Consider the following 1,177-nt stretch of genomic DNA (forward strand, 5'->3'; position numbering starts at 1 on the left):
ATGCTCATTTGAGAGAAGAGCGCTTATCTGGTGAGGATATTTACGGCGGCATCTTTTTGAATATGAAGCGTGATCAAGTCAGCTTGCCTGATGGCAATCAAGCAGTGCGTGAATACCTGACGCACCCTGGTGCAGTTGCGATTTTGGCTATCTTAGATGATGGTAGGGTGCTGATGGAGCGTCAATATCGCTACCCAATCGCAAAAGCTTGCATTGAAATTCCTGCGGGCAAGTTGGAGATTGGGGAAGATCGATTATTGTGTGCCCAGCGAGAGTTAGAAGAGGAGACAGGTTATTCCGCTAGCAAATGGAGTTTTATCCGTCGCATCCACCCAGTGATTTCCTACTCGACAGAATTTATTGACATCTATCTCGCTGAAGGTCTGACCTCTGGGAAAAGCCGTCTCGATGATGAAGAGTTTTTAGACGTATTTGCCACCTCTTTAGAGCAATTATTAGATTGGGTAGAGCAGGGTGAAATTACAGATGTAAAGACAACGATTGCAACTTACTGGCTAGACCGTTATCGACGTGGCCTAGTGAGCCCCACGCCTATTCCAGGGTAATTTCGTAATCCTATTAAAATAGAGATATTGAATTTAGCAATTTTGTCCCTATATAGGTCTTATGAAAGTTTATAACCTCGCTTGCCCAATGGATCATCGCTTTGAGGGATGGTTTGCCTCTGAGGAGGATTGTCTTGCCCAGCAAGACAAGGGAATGCTTGCCTGCCCTATTTGCGATAGCACCGAGATTACCCGGATGCCATCTTCCCCACATATTGCTAAATCGGGCTCCAGCAAGGAAATGCCCGCTTCAACTGAATTGACTGTTACCAGCCCTGGATCAGTAGATGCTAGCGGTGTTGCCAGCACAATCAGCGGCGATGTGGTTGCCCTGACTGGAAGCGATCATTCTCAATTAGAGGCACAGGTCCAGGCAGCCTTTTTAAAGGGTATGCGTGAGTTAATGGGGCGTTCTGAGGATGTGGGTAGCGCATTTGCAGAAGAGGCTCGCAAAATTCACTATAAGGAATCTCCTGAGCGGAGTATTCGTGGTCAAACTACTCTAGATGAGGCTGAGGCTTTACGCGATGAAGGAATTGAGGTCATGGCGATGCCCATGTTGCCTGCCTTTAAAAACACGCTGCAGTAGCCAGTCCAGTCCTAATTCCCCT

The 1,177-nt window shown here is 47.2% G+C and carries 2 protein-coding genes; both read left to right on the forward strand.

Translation table 11 applies throughout. From position 1 onward, the window contains the following. Nucleotides 1-8: 8 nt before the first annotated feature. Complete coding sequence (locus B7X71_RS17415; protein ID WP_293601668.1) at nt 9-566, forward strand: NUDIX hydrolase; 558 nt, start codon at nt 9-11, stop codon at nt 564-566. Between the two features lie 61 nt (nt 567-627). Further along, entirely contained in the window at nt 628-1,155 is a 528-nt protein-coding gene (locus B7X71_RS17420) for a DUF1178 family protein (RefSeq protein WP_293601667.1), read from the forward strand. Nucleotides 1,156-1,177: the final 22 nt, after the last annotated feature.

The sequence above is a fragment of the Polynucleobacter sp. 39-46-10 genome (assembly GCF_002282275.1).

Bases quoted from the DNA above. Each gene is read 5' to 3' on its own strand.
- B7X71_RS17420 (WP_293601667.1), top strand. From the start codon at position 628: ATGAAAGTTTATAACCTCGCTTGCCCAATGGATCATCGCTTTGAGGGA.